The following is a 20,915-nucleotide window of genomic DNA, read 5'->3' as shown; positions in this document are numbered from 1 at the left end:
TGATAGACCATTTTCATCTACTTCAAAGTTTTTGCACCAGAACCTCTTGGATAGCCCTGACTGAAAGAGGCTGTGCAGTATGTTTATACTTTGATAAGAATACATTTTTTAATTCTTTCCCCGGAGCATATTTGTTATCTCTAATTTCCATATACTTCTCAAGATCATTCAATGCAATTGGGGTAATCCATACAGAATCTTCTTTGTTTCCTTTTCGTATTACATCAATTAGTCTTTCTTTTAAGTTTATATCTTCCATACGAAGATCGGCCAATTCACTTACACGAATACCACTACCAAGAAAGAGAGAGAGAATAGCTACATCACGCTCTTTATCTCTTAGGAAATAGAACAACTGATGTTTTGTTAAAGCTTTTTCATGTTCAAACTTAACATAATTTAAAAATTCTTGATCGTCATCATTATGGAATATTTTAGATCTCATACGCTTCGCACGGGCGTTTAATGTTTCTTTATCTTTATGTATTTCAATTTTAGCCATTACATTTCTATAAAGATAGCATTCTCCATCTTCATCTTCTGAAAGGGAAGTAAGATACTTAAATAAAGATTTTAAAGCTGAAATTTTTCTGTTAACAGAGGAATTTTGCATGTTTTATTGTAGTTTTAGAAACCTCATAAAGTTCTCAATATCTTTTTTCCTTAAATTCTCCAAATCAGAGAAAGATATGTCTTTAATGGGCTTAAATTCAATAATTTGTTCAGATAATAGCCAATTAAAGAAGACTCTAAAATCATATACATAATTCAGTAGGGTGGAGGGAGAGGCATCATGCAATTCTTTGTACTCCACAAATTCTTCTATGTAAAATGGCATTTCATTTAAATTTTCGTATAATTTTTTACGATGTACGGATTTTTGACGTTGTTTGCTGTAATCCATAAAAATCACCTCATATATACTATAACAGAAAAAATATACGAACACAAGTTCGTATTGAATTAGTATTTCGTGCGAACTTTGCAGTTCTATAAAAAGGAGAGTTTTTACCACTCTCTTCTTATTGTTTGATTACTGCATATTTAATGTTTCAATATACTCATATTGAACTATTTATAACCACTTCATACATCTACAAGTAATTTATTTTTTCAAATAAAACGACTGCAAAATATACACTAAAAGTAGATTTTGCAGTCGCTTTATGTTTACTAAAGTATTTTTTAATATTTTCTCAATGACTATTGAAATAAATAATACTAGGTTCACTTACAAAATATTTGTATTCTTTCACCAATAATAAAACATCATACTTTCCTATAATTTCACAGATGGAATAACGTATTTTTAAAACCTTTCTCTTGAACATTCTTTTAGTTGTTCCATAGCAATCTTTCACGCATGTTCCTCACTATCTATCAAAGTCAATCCTTGTGATATATAACTCCAAAATTCATACCCACAATCCTCCATCCATCTATAGGCTTCTGTTGTATATAGACCATCTTTTCTTTTAATGATTTGAACCTTATAGTTTTTATTTGGAGAAAAAAACTCTTGTATAACCTGCTCCATTTATGAAATATCCTCCTTAAATCTATGGTAAAATCCCCTTAAATATAGTTCCATTGAGAGGTTGTTCGTAATGAAATTCAATAAATACACAGTAATGCTTATTTTTCTAGCTATTGGCTCAAATTTCGCATTATCTATGTGGCTCCAACAAGGACTTTTAGGTGTCGTCACTGCTATTTTTCTCTTGTTAATCGCTGCATGGACTACAAAACGACCTAACACAGACAACCAGCATAAATAAGCAAGTGGATCTTTATAATGTAAGTAGCAAAAATATGTCTAATTAAATTTTATTATATTTCTCAATGAACAATATAACTTAACATGGTAAAATAATATTTGGATGGGAGTCCATACATATTATTAAAATTTAGATGGTTCAAGTCGAAGCAAGACACCTTAGGGTGCATAGCCATCAACTTAAGAAAATGAATAAAATAATAAAATTAGGGCACCCTTTCATGCAGTACTGCATGAAAGGGTGTTTTAATTTATGTCTACAAACAACAACATATTAGTTGAGGAATTACGCATATTGGGTGAAGAATTTCGAAATAAATTTTCTATCCATCACTTACAAGAACTTGCGTATCAAACAGGTATGATTCAACGAAAACGAAAATTTCAGGCACAAGACCTTGTATCACTCTGTGTATTTTTGGGTCAAACAATCAGTTCTGAGTCTTTAGTTAGTCTCTGCACAAAATTAAATGAAGCCACAGGAACTTGTATCTCAGCCGAAGCGCTTAATAAGCGTTGGAATGCACGAACTGTGGTATTCCTTAAAAAGTTATTTCTGTATGCCTTCCGGCAAAAAGTTTGTTCCTCCACATCATTATCCAGTCGCTTTACACGAATCCGTATTTTAGATTCGACATCCTTTCAACTACCTTCTTCCTATGCCGAAATTTATAAATGCTTTGGGGGTGGAGGTTCTGAGGCTGGTGTGAAGATTCAATTGGAATATGAGCTACTTTCAGGAGAGTTTCTAGGCATGACGGTAGATCACGCTACTAGTAACGACGCAAAATATGGGCAAGAACGCACGAAGACCTTACAAAATGGAGATCTTGTACTTCGCGATCTTGGATATCATGATATTGGTGATTTAGAGAATATCTCACTACGCGAGGCTTACTATATATCTAGAATTCGTTGGAACACGCAAGTGTACCAAAAGGGTGAAGATGGGAAATGGATTTTATTACATATAGAAACCTTAACGAAGAAATTACAAGAAGGAGAGACGCTAGAATTGCCAGAGGTATATATCGGATTGAAGCACAAGCATCGAACTCGACTCATCTTATACCGTTTAACACAAAACGAATGGGATAAACGGTTGATACATCATAAAAAAATGAAGAAAAAGATGCCTAAAGCTGCAAGTTGCGTAAACTTATTAGTTACCAACGCTCCTTCAGAAATATTGCCAGCCACAGAGGTTTACGCTTTTTATTCTTTACGATGGCAAGTAGAAATTGTATTCAAAACATGGAAATCTATATTTAGCATTCATGTAAACAAACGGATGAAACTAGAACGGTTTCAATGTCACTTATATGGCCAACTCTTGCGATTATGTCTAGTCGCAAGCACGACCTATCAAATGCGGAGACTTTTATGGGAGAAACATAGAAAAGAAATGAGTGAGCTTAAATGCGCTTATATGGTGCAAATCTATCTGAAAAAAATACACACCACACTTTTTTGTACTTTCCAACATCCTGTTTCAGTGCTTAGCAGGCTCTTTCAAGATATTAGTAAGAATGGGAAAAAAGCGCGGCGGTACCGAAAAACAACGCCGTTTGAAATCCTAGGCTTAATAGAGATATCAACGGAGCAACTTCCAGTGGCTTCATAAAATATGAACCAAGGGAAGTTCTATTTGAGTATGCCCAAAATACAGGATTTTACTCAATGATTGTAAAAAAAGTTGATGGCTATGCTCTTATATGGGTGTCTTTTCTTTATGTGTATTATTTATTATCCGATTCATCAGTTTTATTATAAACATATTTGACTTCTCCAAAAAGATCACCAGTATCCCATTCGCAATCATAATGGGCACATCCTAAAGGATCGCCTTCATCTCGACCTCTTAAAGGTTTACCGTTATCTATATCTGGGTGTTCTTTTTTAATGTATGTATCCAATTTAATAGCTATTGCACTGAGTTTTTCCATTTTTCATTTTTCTTTTAATCGTATTAGTTATTGATTTTAATTGAGGCATGTTAACCTTTCTTTCGATTATTTTCATAAATGCTTCTTGAAATTCATGGGCCTCATCAATGATGGTAACTCCTATATCAGTCTTTAATGTTGGCTCATGTGCTGTATCGGAGTCTAAGTCATTAAATAAGGATTGAATTAGTTGTCCATGATTAGTTATTACTAATTGAACGAACATGAGGTTTGATATAAATAATTGGATCATTCACATTATATTTACTATTTCTATTAAAATACAAATTTATTATCATTTCTCTTATCTAGGGATACGTATTGATTAATAAATTAAAAGCACCTAAAAAATTTTCCTTTGCAATATAAGCCATCGAAAAAAAATTACCATCGGAAAAGATTCCCTACGGTAATTTTTTATAAGGGATTAGAGCTCTATAGCCCATTATCATTTCAAATTCGTCCTTTTCTAAACATCTTTTTCCAAATCTATAGATGTGCCTCCTGCCAAATCCAAATTGCAGTTCTATATTTGATATATTTATTTCACTCTTCCTTTATTGCAATCAGAAGTATTACAGAATTTACGATACGGGAAAGCCCACGCAGGACTTTAGTCCGTCTTTAGACGTGGGATGCAAGTATCGTTTTTGCGTAGCAAAACATGATATACTTTATTCATAGTCATGCAAAAGACTCTAAAACGACTGTTCTCTGAAAACAGAATACATATGAGGTTGGGGTAGCAAATTCTTCTACTCCGTAAAATGTATTAAGTCGTCATGCAAAAGACGTAAAAACATTTGAGAACCAACAATCTGTACGGTATGGTCACAGTACCGTAGCCCACGAACCTATATGGTCTGTTGTGGGAGTGGTGATGGCACACCGCAATCTTGCACGTCAGCGATACCAGAAATGGACTTCGCCTTTGGTAGCAAGAATCCCACTGATGTTAGTCAGCTGGCCCCTTTAGGGGTGGGAGTGTCAAATCCTAACTCTTCTAATGATACAAGGGAGATTTATCCTCTATAAACCTAATTCTTCTCCCCAAATTGAAACTTTTTCAAGATGATATGCTAATAATTCGCAACCAGAACGGTTATTGAATATTCTTCGTAACTGAGTATGCAGCCCCTTTTCTAATGTTCTCTGCAAATACGCCATTTTATAAAGATCAATTGGAGCTGTTTTAAATTCAATCCCATTCTTCTGCATTTGTTTTGTATATAAATTCACACAATGCGTGCGAATCTCTTCTGCATTGCTCTGCCAATCTTTTCTAAAGCCTAATAATATTTCGACTAAAACAACCATATCAAACCAGACGGGTCCGTATTTAATAGACTCCCAATCGATAAACTGAATATTCCATGGAGCATCTAGTGTCACATTATTACTACATATATTTTGCATATGAAGGTCTCCATGTGTTATAGATGAACCGTTTTCAAATAATTCTGGAAAAAAATCTGGTCCCTTCTGACACAGTTTTATTAGCGATTTATGATAGGGTTTAATGGTCTCACTTACCCTATCGTCTTGCACTGCATCATCAAGAAAAGTAATCGTTCTTCCAATGTATTTAGATCGACCACTTCTCATTTTGCTTGATTCATAAATGGGGAGCCATTCATTCCAAATATTTTTATATTTTTTCAAATTGTCTTCAAATGTGTGTGCGTGAAGTTTGGCAACAGTGGGGATAATATGTTCTAAATGTTTTGGGGAGAAAGTAATCTGGCCGCGTACTTGCTGGACAAACTCCATGAATATCCAGGTTTCAGTTCCTTTTTTTTCAATATAATATATTTGAGGAAGAAACTCTTTCAATATCGGATACGCTTTTTCATATACTTGAATCTCTACTTCATTTCTGTAGCTTGTTGAATTATATACTTTTAAAATAATGGGATAGTTTTTCATTTTTTTTCGAAGAAATAATTTGTAGATACTAGTTCTTGTTGTTGATTTCAGACATTCAATTTTAGCAGGATCTATTGCTACCCTTTCACCCATTGAATAAGAGATTTTATCTGAAATTCTAAACTTCTTTAAATAATAGGATAATTCTTTTGCTTCATACAATGATTTCATTCCTTTCATTTTCATTTTCGTTTCCATGCATTCCTCAAATGAGACCATGCGCTTCTAATAAATGGCATCGGATCGTCCCACGCAAAAAGAGCGAACTCTTTTTTTCCTCGCAAGCCTTCATAAAAATCTTGCCATGTCATTTCATCTCTTTTTTTCTTGTCACGGAAAGTTAAATAATACCGCACAAGATAAATCCATTTGATACCGTCTCTTTGTTTAAGTCTTGGCGCTGGGTTTTGCTTGGTTAGATATAAATAATACATATAAGCAAAATCGATGCCTGCAGATTCTGTTAGGCTATGAGTTAACCAAAAACGGGGATTGATTTCAATAAACTTATAAACATCATCTCGCGGGTCCTTTTTAAACTCTGCCATGCCAATACCTTTAAGTTGTATTTTTTTAAAAAGAGGTAAACATACATCCACTAGTTCTGGAATCTGTTTACTAACAATATGAGCTCCTGTTCCAAAGTCAGCTGGAAATTGATGGTTCTTTTGCAAAGAAAATAATGCTAATAGCTCCATATTGTCGTCATAAAAAGTAGCCACTTTATAAAAATGCTGATTGTCTCCAGGAATGATTTCCTGAGCGATGAGCTTTCCATGCTGTCGGTACAATTCATACTCATTTCTTAGTTGATCTGGATCTTTTATAAATATAGCCTTTTTATTTATTTTTTTTCGAAACTTATGGCCCAAAGTCGGCTTTAATATACATGGAAAACCGAGGTTCAATATTGCTTCTTCTAACTGTCCTTTATGTTCAATCACATATGTTTTCGGGCATGGAATATTATGCTTCACAGCCAGTTCATACATTTTATGTTTATCTAGTATTGTTTCAATTAATGAATGCTCAGGAAACAAAAATAAATAGTAGTCAGACAGCTCCGCTCGATATTTTGAAATAAATACCACATAATCATCCGCACCTGTACACAAAACTGGTTTCAATTTTAATTCTTTAGCCAAGTGGATTAAAAAAGTTAATAATTCCTTTTCTTCCGATAAAGGACTTGGACATACTCCACATGAAGCAAGGCGTGATCTCCCTATCTTATAAGGCCCCTCTACATCAAACGCATAAACTTTAATTCCTTTTCTCGCTAAACTTCTAATAATTCCAACTCCATTGGCACTTAAGTCCAGTACAACTGCACTGTGTTCATGATACATAGAATCCTTCCTCACTTAAATATCTTTGTAGATTTTTTCGATATGAGCTATCATTGTCTCTCTAGTTAAATATTTTTTAGCGAAGTTTCTGGCATTTTCACCTAACTTCTCCCGATCTTGCTGGTTTTCAATAACGAACTTTAATGCGTGTTTTAGTTTATTTACATCTCCTACATCTACTAGAATACCTGTCTTCTCGTGATGCACTAATTCAGGTATTCCTCCCGATGTTGTCGAAATGACACAAGCTCCACTATGCATGGCCTCAATAATAGAAATAGGCAGACTATCATTTAGAGTTGGAAGTACAAAAATATCGGTTTTACTTAAAATGTTTGGTACATCATCTCTTTCCCCTAAAAACTCCACCATGGAAAGATTCAAAGAAGCAACTTGCTTTTCTAACGCATCTCTCATCTCGCCATCTCCGACAATAAGCACCTTAATGTTTTCAGTATATTTCCTTTCCATCTGTGAAAGTGCATCAAATAATACTTTATGACCTTTTCTTGGTCCTAATCTCGCCACACATGTAATAACGATTTTTTTCTGTGCCAATGTATTTTTTACATCATACTTCTCAGGATAATCAATACCCGTAAGCACAGTTGTCATTTCCTCTTGCTTTGCCCCCAGTTGCATTAACGGTTGACGAAATGAATCACTGAGAATAATAAGATGATTGGCAAATTCAATAGCTTTACTTTCTAATGTTTTATAATAGGCTTCTTCTAGTGAATCTTTTTCAAATATACCAAATTTCACCCGGTTAAAAGTAAACATCCCATGGGGTGTAAATAGCAAAGGTTTCTTATAAAGTCGATTGATTCTTCCCAATATATTGGCTGTAAACAAATCTTGCGCATGAAAAACATCATATTTTTTTAAGTTGATATTTTTAAGCAACATCATTTCGTAGATATACATACGTCTGCAATTTCTCAAAATCGTGGTATTATAGCTTCCATAACGTGCAGAAAAGAAATTTTTCAATTCTGGAACAACCTTTTTACGCATGTTTCTTACTTCGCTCGTAAGAAATTGATTAGGAGATATAATATCGACTTTATGGCCCAATTTTTTTAAACCTTCTCTAAGTGCTGTAATATAATTAGATAACCCCCCCGTATGAGGATAATCCCAAAACGTAGCAATTAATATAGAAAGTCTTCTTTTCTTTGAAGTCACCTTTGGCTTTGCATTTACATATCGTTCTCTCGTTGCATCTTTCTTTTTAGGTGATGAAGGTGAATGCATTCCAAAATATTTATCCATCGCTTCGATTAAATAGGAATACGGAAACATACTCTCATTTCTCATTGCCAGATCCTCCTTATCACTTCGAACGCTTCAGCGTATGGTACGCCAATCGTCATACCCCTAACCCTTCCTAAATGCTGAACGCCTTCATACGAACGAGGATGAGGAAAATCTCTCATTTCTACATCATAATGTTTGAGCGCCGCAATCTTTGAATCCATTTGATCTGTAATATTAACAAAATAATTAGGTTTGAAAACTTTATCATTTGTATAGACATTCCACTCACTAGAGGAAACCGTTTCAAACGTAATTAATTCTATCGGATTTCGTTTAGGTAGAGGTCGCGTTGCGGTCAAAACCGCTTGAAAGGTAATTAGATGATCAATGTTGACATCTCCATAATGGTGGGTGAAAATTTTACTTGGTTTATAGTTCTGTATTAATTGTTCTAATTCTTTCGTTAATTGATGCAACGGAATTAATTCCAATTCTAAATTAGGATGATTGAGGAATATCACTTCTTCAATACCAATCTCTTTATTTGCATCCTTGCCTAGTTGATGTATCCGATCCGCTTCCTCCCTTCTTCCTGAAGCAATAATTATTGAAATAACCCGATGGCCATTCTCCACTAATCTTTTTAAAGTCCCTCCAGATCCTAATAACTCATCATCTGGGTGAGCACCAATAACTAAAACACACTCTCTCATAACTCTTATCCCTCCCTATACGACCTAATCCTAATGTATGAATGATGCTACAAAAAGAAACTGGCATTAGCGGAAATACCGCTTCATTGTTTGCCATCTTTTCATACCCTTGCCAGTCTATCTCCGCCCTAACTTCTTTACTCCCCCAACAATTTTATGATATAAGGGGTACTACCCCATGCCCATCAAGCTAACCGAGTAAATTACTAGATATGAAACGATCCTTGTTTTAAAACTAGCAATTGATAGAAAAGTAGGCATGCTAAAGAAGCCTATTAAAACGTGATTTTTTCGCTAGGCAGCTTGTCTATGCTTCACCGTCGTTTTATACACAATCCCTAGAATATCAAAGACGGTCATCTTCTTATACCGATGACATTTACGACCATTCTTTTTGAGCAACAGATAAAGACGATGCAGAATTTTCAAAAGTTCTTCTGTGCCAGCGGCTATCGCTTGAAACAGTAAAGGAAAGTAATCTTTAATCATATAAATCGCTTTGTATTCACTCAGTTCCTGCTTTGTCTTTTCAAGCAGAAACTGTCGTATTTGAAACATCGTAGAAGAACAGAGAAGAATGCCGATGAGTTGTCCATATAAATGACACTCTAGGCGTTCTCTTTTAATATTTTTACATTCATCAATTTCAAAAAATGACTTCCACGTTTTAAACAAAATTTCAATCTTCTATTCTTATTTTTCTACTTTACTTATGTAATGGTTTAGACTAATGAATAGTTTTTATTTAGAAAAAGCAAATGTACCTACTGTTAAAATAAAGAGGAGAAAACTTAATAAACCGTAGCGTTCATGTAATCTCTAGGAGTGTAAACAATGAAGTTTTTCAAAAAAACAATCAATTTTCTTAATAAACTAAAGAACAAATGGAAAGAAGATGATTATGAAGGCATATCTGATTATGAGAGGGAACTTATAGAAAAAATTCCAACCCAAAATCTATATGGACTAATAGGGATGGTTATGGGTGGAGTTTCATTTATATTCGGTTACGCATTTGTAATCATGCCCATATTCACAATTATTTTTTGTATAGTAACTTTCTTTACTTTTGACAAGGAAAAAGAAGATAATCCTATGACTTTCGTTGTGGGTATTATGTTGTCACTGTTGAGTATATGTATGTATATTCAGGGAGACTCTCACCAAATAGAACTATAAATAGCTGATAACAATGAATATATTAATGTGTCCCTTCAGAAGTACCGGAGGGGCTTTTCAGTTTATATGTGCCAATCTATTGAAAATGTTATCAAAAATGTAAGCGAAAAGTTATAAAATCCGACTAATGGCTATTCCTAAAATAAGAAACCACTTATACAATTTAAATCCCTTTTACTTTACGTAAAATTCGCTCAACTACTCGGGATATACCAAATGAATTTTGTAAATAATAAGATCGTTAAACAAGAAATTGAGGAGGACTTGTATGCTAAATCATAACAAAGCTAAAGAAAATTCGGGTTCTATTTTGAAACCTGATTTTGTTGGAACTGATGCAAACAAAGTAAAGCAAGAAATCCAAAAAGATGTAAGTGAAGGACAAGGGGCAATGACTTCCCGAGAGGCAGGGGCAATGCGAGATTAAGAAAACACCTTGAGTGGTTCTGTTATTCTTCTGCTTCAAAATTTCAATTTGTAATTAAGTTTAAGACAAAAAGGAATTTCCTTTATTGAAAATTTTTATTCATTTGTTATAACATAAAAAAGGAATTGAGTGGTTCAGGCTCAATTCCTTTAGTGAAGCCTTTTATAAACGAATACATTTGTAAGAGAATCCGGCTTTGTGTAGGGTTCTTTTACTTTGCTTGCAACATGAAATATAGAACCTTATATGCCATTTTTCTTATTTTGGGGGTATTTGCCTTTATTAGCTTGATGACGATGGGGGTACTGCCCGCAAAAAGAGAGAGAAAATAATCTTGTATTAAGATTTACATATATATTTATTCATTTTTATAATGAATTTTACAAGGGAATAATTAAGAAGCCAAATGAAAGTTTCAATATAAAAACGTTATACACAAGATAATCTGTTTTTTATCGATGTTCCGCCCATCTATCATAAACAGAAGAACGTATATTTTTCACATAGTTCAGAAAATCTTGTGATAGTCCAAATTTCTTAAACCCTTTTAACAACTTCGTAGGAACCTCACTATTTGAAGTAAAAGCTCTTTTATGGTCAATGACTTTTAACTGACCTTCTTCATTTATTAACACATGTCTTACTTCCGTGTCCCACCTAGTAAATCCAATCTTTTTTAATTCATCCAACATTATTAATATCCTTTCAGTTAGTTCTTCTGTAATTTGTTTTTCTTTTTTCAAGTGACGTGCAAGTGAAATTCCTTGTATATACTCCATGATAATATAATTTTCTCCATATCCATAAAGTCTTGGAATAATAGGTGATGATTGCCCAATTACTAGAGCTCTCAACTCTTTTTTTTGAGTTTCTTCCAGGAAAAATATTTTTACGCATTTATCATGGCTTAATTGGTATACTTCTCCATCTTTTCCGTCTCCAATGAGCTTATATTCCACTAAATCTTTTCTACTTATTTTTCTTTTATTAAAGTATTTGTTCATTTTATATCTCCTTAATAAGTATTTCTTGATTTTGCAGTAGTCCCATCTCACATTCTATGATTCATCACTTACATATGTAACCTAGACCAGCATGTATTTTTATTTGAATAACTATTTTTGTAATGTTTTTTGTATCAAGATTTTTAAAAACAATTTCATATCAAGATGTTACTTTCTCTTTAAAGATAATATTTTGCTTTTGACTTCAGACCACTAAGATCTCTTTTATATTTTTTAAATTTTATCTGAACCCATTCGCTAATCTCATGTTTCGAAAAACTATAATTATTACCTTTCTGTATAATGTGAACTCGTCACTTTCACTATGATTAGGTATAAGGTGTGATCTCAATCGATATTTATTTGCGCATTTTAATATAATGAATTAAAGGTTTTTAATAAAATGCTCATTCATTGGAAACGTACATATAATAATCATAGTCACCTCAGTATTAGTTGTTGAGTACCTTTTAAAGTACTCTTTATTTTTCAAAGGTACTCAACATTTTCATAAAACAAACATATATTTACAGAGATAAGGCATAGGTCTTATATAGACATGTACAATTTTTGTACATGTTTTTTCATTTCAATATTAAATAAGGATTTTGTTGGTCAGCCTCTCCATTACCAATATTTACATGAATACATCCTTATAGTTTTTTGATATTTAACAAATAAAGTTAGGGCGTATGATATTTGCTTCATAATTATTTTTTCTTCTTACCCTTCATATGAAAGTACATATTTTAACATGAGCTGAATACATGTGTTTTTTCTATTTATTACTAAATAACAATTTTATTGATTTCCTTGAACTTTTAAACGCGACAAACATATAATATTCCATCACGTTTATAGACTTCCTTTTTCAAGAGTACATATTAAATATGTACTCTTTTTCTTTTGTTATTGGGACAAAGCTATTCCATGCATTTATTAGCTAAAAAATTCTTCTTTGAATGATTAACTGTAAAATTCTCCATTCGCATAACCCTAAAATTTGAAATCGTACTATGATAACAAAAGAGGCATTCTATGTTTTGAAGTACATTTACAAGGAGGAATATTACATGACAGTAATCACTAAACTTAAACAAACTATTGCTGGATTAAAGAGTGCTCAAGCATGCCTAGAAGGATTTGTTCTTGATACTGATAACAAGCAAGCAAAACAATTATATATAGGTGCAGCACAACAAACTCAAGAAATTATTGAATCTTTAAATCCTCGACTTCAGCAAATTGAACAGGAAGAGCCTCAGTATAAGTAAAAACATAATATCGTTCATATGGAAGCGTGCTGAGATTAGATAACAATTATCAAAATGATGATTACAATTAATAGGTCTCACCACATCACTATTAAGATAAGAGAAACAAGTGTCCCAAAACGAAAAAATGTACATCTTCCTCTGGAGATGCACATTTTTTCGTTTTAGGTGTGTTATAAAATGCTTAAGTTGATAGATGTGGTGTACAAACACATCGCTATCAACTTAAGCTCATACAATGTCAATTATAGTAGAGATTGTTTCTTTTTTTAAAGGGTATGTGTAGAGAAATTAAAGATTTATATGTGAAATAAAACTTATCGGGTTTCATTTTTTGAATTAGGCCGCTTGATTATGAGACATGATACAATTGTAAACGACACCTAATATATCAAAGACTGTTTCCTTCTCATACCGATGGGATTTTCGCTCGTTTTGCTGTAGGAGGTTGAACAGACGAATTAGAATCTTTGATAGCTCTTGGGTGTCTTTCTGTATAGCTTGGAAAAGAAGAAGAAAGTAATCTTTAATCATATATATTGCCTTATATTCACTCAGTTCTCGTTTCTTTTTCATAAGAAGTAATTGCCGCATTTGAAACATGGTAGAAGAACAGAGTAGAATGGCAATCAGTTGCCCATACAAATGGCATTCCGATCGTTCTCTTTTTATCTTTTTACAATGATGAATATGAAAAAAATGATTAGTAGGTTACTTAATTCCCGATTTCAGAAGTTGACTTTTGTCTTAGTTTAAATGATTGGTATTGTTACTAAACCTAATAATACGGAAATTTGACTTATATTCAAGTAGATGTATGCCTGTGTTGTCAGTATGGAACCACACATCATGTTCTTTCGGTAACCGAAGGAAGCTATCTATAATTTTTGTAATCACTCCTCCATGGGAAACAATTGCAATTCGTTTGTACTGTTTCCCCCTTTCTCTAACAGCTGCAAGGATGTTCTCAGCACGTAATCTAAAGTCTAGTTTACTCTCTCTATTCTGCATTTCACATAACTCAGTTAGATACTCTACAGGGCATTTAACAGCATTATTCAAAATTTCAGTAGATTGAGTTGCTCTCAATAGAGTACTCGACCAAATAAGTTCTGGAGAGAGTTCCTTTGATATATAACTAGACATTTTTTCAACTTGTTCCAATCCCCTTTTTGTTAACTGTAAATCATTAGATCCTTTATAACCCTCTTCTAAAAAATCATCTTCAGATTTTCCATGACGAATTAGTAGGATTTGCATCCATTTCACCTCTTTAGATATTTGTCCTTTCTTCTCTAACTTAGACAAACCTGATTGGAATCCTTTAAGTATCCCGAATATGGACGATATATATGGTATGCATCCTCTTTATTTAAATACAGAGCAGTTGAAACAGGGGTTCTCCAACTATTATGGATACTTGTAGTGAAAAAGTCATATAGACAAATTCAACTGTACGGATTCTATGCTAAAGAAAATATGTAAACTTTTAGTTCATCACCATAAGACAGGGTAACATTTGGATAGATGTACACTCCATTCTGAGTGGACACTTAGAGTGTGCTAAAATTGATTCATTTGCAAAATATCAACCCCATGTTACGGTGATGAACCAAATTTTTGCTTCTCATCCATCCCATCTTATTAGGTTCTTTATAAAAGGAAGTGAAATGCGTATATAAAATATAACCCCAGACAGACGCTTTTTAAAAGTGCCCATGGTCTGGGGTGAAATCTATAAAAGTCAAATCTTAAGAATTCTTAAAGTTCGTTATATGCAATTTAAAAATTCCATTCGATATTCTTCTTTCTTATTGCTAATCTTTGGTTTTCTACTATCATATTAGATGTTAAATGATTTAATTTTTTTAAAGATTCAATAGATACACCGAATTCCTTTGAAATCCCGTGTAACCTCCTTTTTCAATTGTATACATTTCATAGTCTTCTTCTAAATCAGTAACATACATCATTTTCCCTGTTTGCTTACTTGTTTTTTCTCTTTCTATTAATATATTATGCTCAATTAGTGTATCTATAATTTGTTTAGCACGAGCTTGATAAGTATGCTCCTGTACTGTTATTCGCCCCCGTTCTTGAATTTCCGCTTTATTTTTTGGATGATTCGAAAAATAGTGTATTGCTTCAAGTGTTTCTTTTGATGATGAAACCGTAATTAAATCTTTCCCTGGCCTAAATATCTTCTTAACACCTGGAGTATCTAGCGTAAGAAGAAATCCACCCGATCCTAAAATTTCATACGTTCTTTGGGTAATTAGCTCTTGATAATTTTGTAACCCTATTATAATATCTGCCGAGTTATACACCTTATATGTCTCTAAATAGTGCATAGGGCCATGAATCCAGTCTTTTGGTATATCCATGCCAAAAAAACGATTCATTTCATCCCATTTATTCCCCCAAAAATCAATACGAATATTTTTTCCAAAAGCGGTCGAATTAGGGCATTAAGAGCATGACTTCTAAAATGATCAGGGTATTTTCCCAAAATATGAGGATATACATTTGCAACAACTGCAATTGAACAATTGTATTCTGAGGATTTAGGAGATTTGTAGTGTGCTGTTTCTTCAAAGCCAAAGTCCAAATGAGCAGCTGGGACTCCTAATTGCCGATAGACTTTAACTGTTTTTGGACATATTGTAAACACAAAATCTGGTTTCATTCTTTTAAGAATTATATAATTTTATTTTAGACATTAACAACTATCTGTTTACAAAGTTTTTACCCTATAAATTTAAATTGTACAAGAAGGTCAACTTTTAGACAGGTAAAGAGAACATTTATTTCCGTTCGTTGAGTTCGTTTATTTTGTTAGTTCTTAAATCGAATTGCAACTACATTCTTCGTATTTAATAAGTATAAATTTAGGAAACCCATAAACAAAAAAAAAGTGCTGTGAAGAAACGCACTCATTCAAAGGACTTTACCAATCTTTACGCTTATCACAATCACAGTCGTGGTCACGTCTACAACGACGGTCATCACAATCTCTATTTCTGCGTCTGCAGAACATTAAATCATCCCAAAATCTATCACAATCTCGGGAACGTCTGAAATTACAATTACATTCCATAAATATAATTACCTCCTCTTAACTCTAGGATTCATCATATTCTATGCTAAAAAACAAAAACGGCTTGTTTACTAGTCTACTTTCTGCATTTAAAAGTAATAATATTATTATCTAATCTTTAAGTTTCAAATCTATTTCATCCCTTATCTTTCCCTAACAACAAACAAGACGCCACCCAAATCACGGCAGCGCCTACGATAATTGCTATACACTTAATCAAACTCATTTATCCTCACATTATTTATTTCTTTGCTTCCATACCCCATTCTCTTTACGATAAGTATTCTTTCCATTCATGAAGTCAGCTGTATTACCAGGAATGCTATATTTTTTGTTGTTTTTCTTAGCCTTCTTCTTCAGCCTCTTTTCTTCTTGAACAGCTTGCAAATCCGCCTTCCACTGTTTCAACAAATCCTTTCACGTCGCATCGAATTTGTACCCCTTGGATTAAAATGTGAACCAAATCACTAGATTCTACCTATTTATATAGATATCCTTTAATCCAAATGTCCATTTTGTTCAAATTTAAAAGAGCACCCATGCCGTGGGTGCTCTTAATGTGATAAGGAGTTTCCTATGGGTATTGAATGAGACATGAAAAACTTGTCCCACAATTCAATATATGCATGTCCTTATCAAAAGCTGCAATAAAAAAGAGTACCTGCCATTAGATACTCTTCAAAAATAAGTATGGTGCTCCAAGTCTCACCTCATATGATAACTCGTCCCACGAATCCATTATATGCCTGTCTGATTAGAATGTTCACTGGTTTAATGTGTAATTTCTATATAACAAAGAAAAAGCCATCACCGAAAGGTGACAGCTCCTCAAAGGGGAAGAGAGATAACAAATGGCAATAAATATCTCTTCAAGCCTCTGGTATTCTAGATACTCTCGGGCTTCTCCAAGCCGCCGTATCAACTAGTATGGCTACACGCTCTGTGTTCGGTGACTGGGAGAAGACTAAGAATCTTCTCGTTTACACTCCGTAGAGCTTGCTCAATACTTCGGCTACTTAATGTCATTTTCACCTTTGCTGGCCTATGTCGAAATCTAAAGGATCTATATAATATCCAAGACGTATATGTTTCTTCCGACGCCTTGTTTGGACTAACGTATTTTCAAGGGGGCGGAGAGAAGGCTCCGCTACGTTAGCTCAAACAAAAAGCGGAAGCTCTCTGCTCGCTACATCAATAAAGATCGTGAGTAATTACTGATGTACTTGGTAAAACATTATTGTTCTTAAAATTTAATGTAAGTATCACTCAATCATAAGCAACCACCCCCATTCCATTTTCAAGAACCGACATACTAGAGAGTAATAGACTTATATTTATTATCAACCCAGAGGACGCATTCCGAGCTGATCGATAAATACAAATAATTTCGGGAAGCTCTTATCCCCTCTAGCCTCCGCGTCACCGAGTAACTTTATTATAATGGGAACGCTATCCCCAAAACGTATTCTCTTTTCAAAGAACTGTTTATAGGAATAGCTTACCATTGATTTCATTTGCAAAAACTCCCCAAAAAATACGCTATTTCTCTACATTTTCTCTACCATTTTTAAATGATTCCTAATGTAGTAGCAATCAATTTAATGGCACTCTTCTTCTTCTCGTAAAAGTATGAGTTTTTCATCATCAGTTCATTTTGTACGAACGAATCTTTAACTGGTTTATTATCTAAGAACTTCATAGTAATGATGTTTCTTTCATCTTCATCTAAGATATTGTTTAATGTCTTTTCTATTTGCTGCACCTTCATCCTGCTCGTCACTCTTGAATCACGTAACTCAGGAAACAAACTGATCCCTTCCTGTTCCACTTCATTATTGAATCGCATCTTTAATGCACGGTATTCCTTTAAGATGCTGACTACTTCCTTTTGTACTTTCTTGTCATCGATTGCTGGTAATAATGTTAATTGTCTCTCCATGAAGGAATCCCCTTATTTCAAATTTTGGTTTTTACATTCACATCAGGTACGTGAAATTTTAATACCTCTTTGTTGAATAAGGGAAACATGCATAGCGAGTAGCCCCCATCATCCACTCTGCATGGTTCCATTATCCATTAGGCCTTTAATAATTTGTGTTTCTTGTTGGCCATCTTCGCTTTTGCTGCTTCAATGTTATTCGTTACCCTTTTATGGTCCTGATCGAATTGAATCATTCTATCAAACATAACTGGAGATACTGCTTCATCAATGTATTGTAAGTAATCAACTGGCGCTCGTTCTGTCTGATCTACTAAGTATCCATAAATATCAAAGTCTGCTCTCGGTATCGACTTCTTATCTTTTAGTTGCTGCGATATCCTTACATAAGATTGAATGACTGATAGTGATACCGCGAATATTGACTGGTCCTTGCTAAACTCAATAAGGAAGAAACAAATTGCTCCCATCTTCTCTGCTTTCTCAAAGTAGTCTAACTGGTGCTGTGCAATGTTCTTTAAATCAAAGCGTGTAGCACTCTCTGTAGACTTCGCTTCAAATGCAACAGCTCTTCCCTTATACACGCCGTCATAGTCTACTGTACTTTTAGCTTCATAGAATCTATTTAGCACACGGCCACCTTTACTCTTTAACACCTTCACAGGAGTTGGACGCTTGTTTATAAGTGCCACTCCCCCTCTTTGATACATTTCATTAGCTAGATTGGTAAGCATTTCAAATGCCATTCCACGGTTACCTTGTCCCATTTTTATTCCTCGCTTTCTATTCAAAGGATTATTTTGTTGTGTTTTCTAACAAAATTCATTTCAAAATTTTCAGATTCAAATGAACCTCTAGACGCATACACCATATACTAATTTAAATACTTTTTAGAAAAGCAGGTGAAACCTATGCCATCTGTTGTTGGAAATCTGGTTGTACAAAATAGTAACGGTTCTTTCAACTTAGGTGATTTTTATAACGTTTCTCCAAAGGAAAATACAAAAGCTTATAATGGTTCAGGTTCATCAAATGTTGCTTTTGTTGCCAATACATTTAGCGGTGTTAGTGCAACAAACACATTCGATTCTGATGTTGCAGACCAAAATCAAGTTGGGACAGTCTAAAATTAATCATTTCCCTCTACCTCCTGAATAAAACTCAATATTCCGTCAATACTGTAGACAACCCATTCTCCAATTCCTCTGGAGGCGAGCAGTTAGCTTTTGCTAGCTGTTCTTTTGTTTTCACCATTTAAGCAGGGGTTGAATATATTAAATTCTACCTCTCTTTATAACGTGAGCTGGCCACTTACGCTATTTTTACAAAGGGCACTAATTGATAGTGCTCTTTTTACTTTTTTCTACAAAATGAAATTTTTATAGTACTAGTCACACTAAAATAATCTATACATATAATCTATACATATATTCAATTAGTGAACGAAACTCACTGATTTTCATAAAAGAGCTTCCGACCAGTAGACGGAGCTCTTTTTACTTTTAAGTCTAGCTACCAAATAGCGTTTTTGTTTAAAATAATAGATCTAAACCAATCGGACACATTTACCAGTTTATTTACCACAACATTCATGTTAAAATCCCTTGTGAGTATGACATAACTCAACCTTATGAAGTCCTGTAACAATTCCTCAGGGCTTCTTTTTTCAACAAGCCGTTAGTTAATTGTGCTGACTACCTTGATGTACAAAATAAGAATCTTGTTCTATTTTTTTATTTAAAACATATATATCAAAATGGTGGTAAGTAATTATCTTGATCATTGAATAATTCTTATTCTGGCACCTATACGAGGTGCTCTTTTTTGATTCTTACAAAATAACTATTTTGTTAAATTTATAAAATACAATCACTTGTCCACTTCACTTTACACTCCCCCTATATTTATTATTGATATTAAAATCTTTTCAGAGGTGAAAATATAATGGATGAATTTCTGTCTTCCGCTGCTCTAAACCCAGATTCAATCGATTCAACAGGGCCGACTGGTCCTACCGACGATACTGGACCTACTGGATCGTCTGGAATAGGAATTACTGGTCCTTCCGGCGACGCTGGACCTACTGGACCTTCCGGAATAGGAATTACTGGTCCTTCCGGCGACGCTGGACCTACTGGACCTTCCGGAATAGGAATTACTGGTCCTTCCGGCGACACTGGACCTACTGGTCCTTCCGGAATAGGAATTACTGGTCCTTTCGGCGACACTGGACCTACTGGTCCTTCCGGCGACACTGGACCTACTGGACCTTCCGGAATAGGAATTACTGGTCCTTCCGGCAATACCGGTCCTACTGGTGTTACCGGTGTTACTGGATTGACTGGACCGACTGGCCGCAGAGGAGTTATCGGTGCTACTGGGCCGACTGGACCGGGAGCTATAGAATCTGCATTCAGGGCAAATATAGGAACTGATGAACAATTTACTGTTGCTTTTACCTCTCAAACTGTAAATTTCACAACTGAACTCTTTGATTTTAATAATGAATATGATGGTATAAATACTTTTACAGCCAAACAAGAAGGTTTATACCAAATTAATGCAAATTTGACATTTGAACCTGTATTCATTCAGCCTTTTGTGGGAATATTAGATTTATTTGTCAATGACACTTCCGTTTATCGAGATATAAAAGACGATGTTACTAGTTTCAGCGTATCCACTATCTATGGATTACATCCAGGTGATACCGTAAGAGTAGTATTTCTTGCTACTATAAAAGGTAGAATTTTAGCTTTACCGACTCCATCAATGCTTAGTTTTTCTGCAGCAAGATTCCCACTTACAAGTCCTATACCTTAAGTTCTTACCATTTTCTATACCCATAATGATAAATGAAGGGGAATTTCTAATAACATAATTTATATAAACAAAAATTCCCTTTCTATATTTTAGAAAGCCTCTTCAAAATTTTTAAATACATTTAGCAATAAAATAACGCTTTTATATGAAAGTCGTACACATTTTTGACACATCAACCATCACAATTACTTGAAAACTCGT

The 20,915-nt window shown here is 34.0% G+C and carries 20 protein-coding genes and 3 pseudogenes; 7 read left to right on the top strand and 16 right to left on the bottom strand.

The features are described from left to right. Nucleotides 1–37 precede the first annotated feature (37 nt). Both xerS and MHB76_RS09885 read right to left on the bottom strand, forming a co-directional pair. A pseudogene (gene xerS, locus MHB76_RS09890) lies at nt 38–904 on the bottom strand (tyrosine recombinase XerS); the annotation flags it as partial. 453 nt (nt 905–1,357) lie between these two features. Beyond that, on the bottom strand, nt 1,358–1,537 hold the full coding sequence (locus MHB76_RS09885) for a hypothetical protein (protein WP_078173792.1): 180 nt from the start codon (nt 1,535–1,537) through the stop codon (nt 1,358–1,360). A gap of 70 nt (nt 1,538–1,607) precedes the next feature. On the opposite strand from MHB76_RS09885, the gene MHB76_RS09880 reads away from it, so the two are divergent. Both MHB76_RS09880 and MHB76_RS09875 read left to right on the top strand, forming a co-directional pair. Further along, entirely contained in the window at nt 1,608–1,778 is a 171-nt protein-coding gene (locus MHB76_RS09880; RefSeq protein WP_002158172.1) for a hypothetical protein, read from the top strand. A gap of 252 nt (nt 1,779–2,030) precedes the next feature. Beyond that, nucleotides 2,031–3,401 (top strand): IS4 family transposase, encoded by a 1,371-nt coding sequence (locus MHB76_RS09875; protein ID WP_139358325.1) that lies wholly within the window; start codon nt 2,031–2,033, stop codon nt 3,399–3,401. A gap of 115 nt (nt 3,402–3,516) precedes the next feature. On the opposite strand, the gene MHB76_RS09870 is transcribed toward MHB76_RS09875, so the two are convergent. The 6 genes and pseudogenes from MHB76_RS09870 to MHB76_RS09845 form a co-directional block, all read right to left on the bottom strand. Further along, nucleotides 3,517–3,723: a hypothetical protein gene (locus MHB76_RS09870; protein WP_002158174.1), complete on the bottom strand. Its 207-nt coding sequence runs from the start codon at nt 3,721–3,723 to the stop codon at nt 3,517–3,519. Nucleotides 3,724–4,752: 1,029 nt separating this feature from the next. Further along, nucleotides 4,753–5,847, bottom strand: coding sequence for a phosphotransferase (locus MHB76_RS09865; RefSeq protein ID WP_078175229.1), 1,095 nt, complete (start codon nt 5,845–5,847; stop codon nt 4,753–4,755). Beyond that, complete coding sequence (locus tag MHB76_RS09860) at nt 5,832–6,998, bottom strand: carboxylate--amine ligase (protein WP_078175230.1); 1,167 nt, start codon at nt 6,996–6,998, stop codon at nt 5,832–5,834. The genes MHB76_RS09865 and MHB76_RS09860 overlap by 16 nt, the downstream gene beginning before the upstream one ends. 15 nt (nt 6,999–7,013) lie before the next feature. Continuing rightward, nucleotides 7,014–8,318, bottom strand: coding sequence for a glycosyltransferase family 4 protein (locus MHB76_RS09855; protein WP_002158178.1), 1,305 nt, complete (start codon nt 8,316–8,318; stop codon nt 7,014–7,016). Next, nucleotides 8,315–8,971: a PIG-L deacetylase family protein gene (locus MHB76_RS09850; RefSeq protein WP_002158179.1), complete on the bottom strand. Its 657-nt coding sequence runs from the start codon at nt 8,969–8,971 to the stop codon at nt 8,315–8,317. Before MHB76_RS09850 ends, MHB76_RS09855 begins: the two co-directional genes overlap by 4 nt. Before the next feature lie 294 nt (nt 8,972–9,265). Then, nucleotides 9,266–9,658, bottom strand: a pseudogene (locus MHB76_RS09845) (IS4 family transposase); the annotation flags it as partial. A gap of 147 nt (nt 9,659–9,805) precedes the next feature. On the opposite strand from MHB76_RS09845, the gene MHB76_RS09840 reads away from it, so the two are divergent. Continuing rightward, nucleotides 9,806–10,150 (top strand): DNA translocase FtsK 4TM domain-containing protein, encoded by a 345-nt coding sequence (locus MHB76_RS09840; protein WP_002158180.1) that lies wholly within the window; start codon nt 9,806–9,808, stop codon nt 10,148–10,150. Between the two features lie 268 nt (nt 10,151–10,418). Next, complete coding sequence (locus tag MHB76_RS09835; RefSeq protein ID WP_002158183.1) at nt 10,419–10,577, top strand: hypothetical protein; 159 nt, start codon at nt 10,419–10,421, stop codon at nt 10,575–10,577. 452 nt (nt 10,578–11,029) lie between these two features. Here MHB76_RS09835 and MHB76_RS09830 read toward each other — a convergent pair whose 3' ends face one another. Continuing rightward, entirely contained in the window at nt 11,030–11,581 is a 552-nt protein-coding gene (locus MHB76_RS09830; RefSeq protein WP_002158184.1) for an AarF/UbiB family protein, read from the bottom strand. Between the two features lie 1,073 nt (nt 11,582–12,654). On the opposite strand from MHB76_RS09830, the gene MHB76_RS09825 reads away from it, so the two are divergent. Further along, nucleotides 12,655–12,855, top strand: coding sequence for a DUF1657 domain-containing protein (locus MHB76_RS09825; protein ID WP_070142656.1), 201 nt, complete (start codon nt 12,655–12,657; stop codon nt 12,853–12,855). A gap of 339 nt (nt 12,856–13,194) precedes the next feature. Here the strand turns inward: MHB76_RS09825 and MHB76_RS09820 are convergent. The 7 genes and pseudogenes from MHB76_RS09820 to MHB76_RS09785 form a co-directional block, all read right to left on the bottom strand. Further along, nucleotides 13,195–13,554 (bottom strand): annotated as a pseudogene (locus MHB76_RS09820) (IS4 family transposase); the annotation flags it as partial. A 48-nt stretch (nt 13,555–13,602) separates the two neighbouring features. Continuing rightward, on the bottom strand, nt 13,603–14,115 hold the full coding sequence (locus tag MHB76_RS09815) for a histidine phosphatase family protein (protein WP_242476408.1): 513 nt from the start codon (nt 14,113–14,115) through the stop codon (nt 13,603–13,605). 608 nt (nt 14,116–14,723) lie between these two features. Continuing rightward, a complete protein-coding gene (locus tag MHB76_RS09805) occupies nt 14,724–15,257 on the bottom strand; it encodes a glycosyltransferase family protein (protein WP_254866028.1) in 534 nt (177 codons plus the stop codon). A 932-nt stretch (nt 15,258–16,189) separates the two neighbouring features. Further along, nucleotides 16,190–16,360 (bottom strand): hypothetical protein, encoded by a 171-nt coding sequence (locus MHB76_RS09800; RefSeq protein ID WP_176108048.1) that lies wholly within the window; start codon nt 16,358–16,360, stop codon nt 16,190–16,192. Nucleotides 16,361–17,292: 932 nt separating this feature from the next. Continuing rightward, a complete protein-coding gene (locus tag MHB76_RS09795; RefSeq protein ID WP_002158190.1) occupies nt 17,293–17,466 on the bottom strand; it encodes a hypothetical protein in 174 nt (57 codons plus the stop codon). 53 nt (nt 17,467–17,519) lie between these two features. After that, on the bottom strand, nt 17,520–17,891 hold the full coding sequence (locus MHB76_RS09790) for an ArpU family phage packaging/lysis transcriptional regulator (protein ID WP_002158191.1): 372 nt from the start codon (nt 17,889–17,891) through the stop codon (nt 17,520–17,522). A gap of 137 nt (nt 17,892–18,028) precedes the next feature. Further along, nucleotides 18,029–18,658 carry a Holliday junction resolvase RecU gene (locus MHB76_RS09785; RefSeq protein ID WP_078175162.1) on the bottom strand — a complete coding sequence of 210 codons (630 nt, stop codon included), beginning with the start codon at nt 18,656–18,658 and terminating at the stop codon, nt 18,029–18,031. A gap of 144 nt (nt 18,659–18,802) precedes the next feature. On the opposite strand from MHB76_RS09785, the gene MHB76_RS09780 reads away from it, so the two are divergent. After that, entirely contained in the window at nt 18,803–19,018 is a 216-nt protein-coding gene (locus tag MHB76_RS09780; RefSeq protein WP_002158195.1) for a spore germination protein, read from the top strand. A gap of 817 nt (nt 19,019–19,835) precedes the next feature. Further along, on the top strand, nt 19,836–20,714 hold the full coding sequence (locus MHB76_RS09775; protein WP_340986329.1) for a hypothetical protein: 879 nt from the start codon (nt 19,836–19,838) through the stop codon (nt 20,712–20,714). Nucleotides 20,715–20,915 lie beyond the last annotated feature (201 nt).

Origin of the sequence: Bacillus sp. FSL M7-1345 (genome assembly GCF_038006985.1) — a bacterium.
GTDB classification, from domain to species: Bacteria; Bacillota; Bacilli; order Bacillales; family Bacillaceae_G; genus Bacillus_A; species Bacillus_A cereus_U.
The sequence above is the reverse complement of the archived record's forward strand: the minus strand, read 5'-3'. Positions and strand labels throughout refer to the sequence as shown.

What these genes read in the sequence shown, in the direction of transcription:
- MHB76_RS09775 (WP_340986329.1), top strand. Translation starts at nt 19,836, where the DNA reads ATGGATGAATTTCTGTCTTCCGCTGCTCTAAACCCAGATTCAATCGAT.
- MHB76_RS09835 (WP_002158183.1), top strand. Translation starts at nt 10,419, where the DNA reads ATGCTAAATCATAACAAAGCTAAAGAAAATTCGGGTTCTATTTTGAAA.
- MHB76_RS09875 (WP_139358325.1), top strand. Translation starts at nt 2,031, where the DNA reads ATGTCTACAAACAACAACATATTAGTTGAGGAATTACGCATATTGGGT.
- MHB76_RS09850 (WP_002158179.1), bottom strand. Translation starts at nt 8,971, where the DNA reads ATGAGAGAGTGTGTTTTAGTTATTGGTGCTCACCCAGATGATGAGTTA.
- MHB76_RS09880 (WP_002158172.1), top strand. Translation starts at nt 1,608, where the DNA reads ATGAAATTCAATAAATACACAGTAATGCTTATTTTTCTAGCTATTGGC.
- MHB76_RS09805 (WP_254866028.1), bottom strand. Translation starts at nt 15,257, where the DNA reads ATGAATCGTTTTTTTGGCATGGATATACCAAAAGACTGGATTCATGGC.
- MHB76_RS09780 (WP_002158195.1), top strand. Translation starts at nt 18,803, where the DNA reads ATGCCATCTGTTGTTGGAAATCTGGTTGTACAAAATAGTAACGGTTCT.
- MHB76_RS09885 (WP_078173792.1), bottom strand. Translation starts at nt 1,537, where the DNA reads ATGGAGCAGGTTATACAAGAGTTTTTTTCTCCAAATAAAAACTATAAG.
- MHB76_RS09790 (WP_002158191.1), bottom strand. Translation starts at nt 17,891, where the DNA reads ATGGAGAGACAATTAACATTATTACCAGCAATCGATGACAAGAAAGTA.
- MHB76_RS09860 (WP_078175230.1), bottom strand. Translation starts at nt 6,998, where the DNA reads ATGTATCATGAACACAGTGCAGTTGTACTGGACTTAAGTGCCAATGGA.
- MHB76_RS09830 (WP_002158184.1), bottom strand. Translation starts at nt 11,581, where the DNA reads ATGAACAAATACTTTAATAAAAGAAAAATAAGTAGAAAAGATTTAGTG.
- MHB76_RS09785 (WP_078175162.1), bottom strand. Translation starts at nt 18,658, where the DNA reads ATGGGACAAGGTAACCGTGGAATGGCATTTGAAATGCTTACCAATCTA.
- MHB76_RS09865 (WP_078175229.1), bottom strand. Translation starts at nt 5,847, where the DNA reads ATGGAAACGAAAATGAAAATGAAAGGAATGAAATCATTGTATGAAGCA.
- MHB76_RS09825 (WP_070142656.1), top strand. Translation starts at nt 12,655, where the DNA reads ATGACAGTAATCACTAAACTTAAACAAACTATTGCTGGATTAAAGAGT.
- MHB76_RS09870 (WP_002158174.1), bottom strand. Translation starts at nt 3,723, where the DNA reads ATGGAAAAACTCAGTGCAATAGCTATTAAATTGGATACATACATTAAA.
- MHB76_RS09815 (WP_242476408.1), bottom strand. Translation starts at nt 14,115, where the DNA reads ATGCAAATCCTACTAATTCGTCATGGAAAATCTGAAGATGATTTTTTA.
- MHB76_RS09795 (WP_002158190.1), bottom strand. Translation starts at nt 17,466, where the DNA reads ATGAAATCAATGGTAAGCTATTCCTATAAACAGTTCTTTGAAAAGAGA.
- MHB76_RS09840 (WP_002158180.1), top strand. Translation starts at nt 9,806, where the DNA reads ATGAAGTTTTTCAAAAAAACAATCAATTTTCTTAATAAACTAAAGAAC.
- MHB76_RS09855 (WP_002158178.1), bottom strand. Translation starts at nt 8,318, where the DNA reads ATGAGAAATGAGAGTATGTTTCCGTATTCCTATTTAATCGAAGCGATG.